The sequence below is a fragment of the Streptococcus mitis genome (assembly GCF_001074635.1).
In the GTDB taxonomy this organism is placed as follows: Bacteria; Bacillota; Bacilli; order Lactobacillales; family Streptococcaceae; genus Streptococcus; species Streptococcus mitis_E.
Window position 1 is genome coordinate 1 of sequence record NZ_JUQO01000063.1, and the last position, 1,786, is coordinate 1,786.

The window sequence follows — 1,786 nt, forward strand, 5'->3', positions numbered from 1 at the left end:
TGGTAAACCAAATAGACTGGTCTTTTGTGAATCGTTCGTCGATTTGATGAGCTATTACGAACTTCATCAACAAAATCTATCTGATGTTCGTTTGGTATCTATGGAGGGATTAAAAAGGTCTGTTGTCGCTTATCAAACTTTACGACTGATAGCTGAAGAAAATCAGAAATTGGAATTTTTAGATACAGTAATACCTTCAAAGTTATTGCCTTTAATCAATACAATTCGTGATACAACCAGCTATTTTGATAATCATCCTGATTTATTGACACTGGCAGTAGATTGTGATGATGCAGGTAAAGATTTTTCTGATAAGTTATCTCAATCAGGATTTCCTGTCTTACTGGATTTACCTGATAATGAATCTGGGAAAGAAAAAAGAGACTGGAACGATACTCTTCGAGAAAAGAAATCAGATTTACAATTGATGATCGAGACTGCAAAAGAGACATTGAGGAATCAACCAGTAAGACAAACCTCTCAATGTTTAGAATTGTGATAACAAAATCAAGATGTTTTAGCTAATATTAGAATGAAGGAGGATAGTATATGACCATTATTGAACGCTTAGAAGAAAAGGTCACTAGGCAAGAAAGTAAGGTAGCAAGAGAGTCAGAAAAACTAGCTGCTTACAAAGAACAACTGGAGACAGCGATGTTTGCGACGTTCAAAAGGCGTCAAAGTATTAGTCACATGAGTTTTGAAGAAGCTCTTGACCATGCCTTTGGTAAAGAAAGACAATTCGATGATTCTGAATTTAGAAAGGATGAAATGAGTGAATGACAAAAGATTGGAATTTTAATCAACCATTAGAAAGTAAATCAGAAAATCAAGAAGATCCAGATAAAATTGCGGCCTTATTTGGAAATCATCAAGGAGGTAATGATGTAAATTATGAAGCAGCTTTTCAAAAGCGAAAACAAGAACCTGTGACGGCATCGAATCCTAGTTCTAAACCCAAAGTTACAGAGGTTAGAACAGGAAAAGAGACAGATATCACTACAAGTTATCAGCAACATCTTAAAAGACTTATTGCGGATAACAATAGCGATATTCAAAGTAGTCAAAAGAAAATTGAAAAGCTACATACGTTGATCGACACAAAGAATAAAGACAATAAGAAATTGCAGTCCATTTATGATGCGATTTCCGAATTACACTAAGCAGTCCTGATAGGCTGCTTTTTTTGAGAGGTTATAGATGTTTACAACATTTTTTAAGAAAAATCACGACAATAGTGATGTATTTAAAAAGCTGATTCATAGACTATCTGATATGTCTGTCCAAGATCTTGAAAAAATAGACCGACTGCTAGATATCATTTTCACTCCAAATCAAGAATCACAACAACTAAAAACAGAAGCAACTTACAGAGAAGAAACTTTGGACGACACATTAAAGAAAGCTAAGAACCAACTTCATAAGGAACAATTGGAGAAGAATTTAGAGAGATTTAGGAAAAATAGTCAATAACGCACCAAAATTGGTGCGTTATACTTTTTTATGCTATAATGGATTTATAAAAATAAAGGAGTTTGCCATGATTGGAAAGAACATAAAGTCCTTACGTAAAACGCATGACTTAACACAACCAGAATTTGCCCGAATTATTGGAATTTCTCGAAATAGCTTGAGTCGTTATGAAAATGGAACTAGTTCAGTCTCTACGGAACTAATAGATATCATTTGTCAGAAGTTTAATGTATCTTATGTCGATATCGTAGGAGAAGACAAAATGCTCAATCCTGTTGAAGATTATGAATTGACTTTAAAAATTGAAATTGTG

General features: G+C 33.8%; 5 protein-coding genes. All 5 read left to right on the forward strand.

Going from position 1 to position 1,786, the window contains the following annotated elements; translation table 11 throughout:
- The coding region (locus tag ADI58_RS02315) for a thioredoxin domain-containing protein (protein WP_049521308.1) at positions 1–499 on the forward strand (499 nt) is incomplete at its 5' end.
- A gap of 50 nt (positions 500–549) precedes the next feature.
- A complete protein-coding gene (locus tag ADI58_RS02320; RefSeq protein WP_002933293.1) occupies positions 550–783 on the forward strand; it encodes a DUF5965 family protein in 234 nt (77 codons plus the stop codon).
- Positions 780–1,163: a DUF5945 family protein gene (locus ADI58_RS02325; RefSeq protein ID WP_049521309.1), complete on the forward strand. Its 384-nt coding sequence runs from the start codon at positions 780–782 to the stop codon at positions 1,161–1,163. The genes ADI58_RS02320 and ADI58_RS02325 overlap by 4 nt, the downstream gene beginning before the upstream one ends.
- Before the next feature lie 37 nt (positions 1,164–1,200).
- The gene (locus ADI58_RS02330) at positions 1,201–1,473 is read left to right on the forward strand and encodes a hypothetical protein (protein ID WP_048787836.1); all 273 of its coding nucleotides are present in this window, start codon (positions 1,201–1,203) and stop codon (positions 1,471–1,473) included.
- A gap of 67 nt (positions 1,474–1,540) precedes the next feature.
- The coding region (locus tag ADI58_RS02335) for a helix-turn-helix domain-containing protein (RefSeq protein WP_049521310.1) at positions 1,541–1,786 on the forward strand (246 nt) is incomplete at its 3' end.

Bases quoted from the DNA above. Each gene is read 5' to 3' on its own strand.
- ADI58_RS02320 (WP_002933293.1), top strand. From the start codon at position 550: ATGACCATTATTGAACGCTTAGAAGAAAAGGTCACTAGGCAAGAAAGT.
- ADI58_RS02325 (WP_049521309.1), top strand. From the start codon at position 780: ATGACAAAAGATTGGAATTTTAATCAACCATTAGAAAGTAAATCAGAA.
- ADI58_RS02330 (WP_048787836.1), top strand. From the start codon at position 1,201: ATGTTTACAACATTTTTTAAGAAAAATCACGACAATAGTGATGTATTT.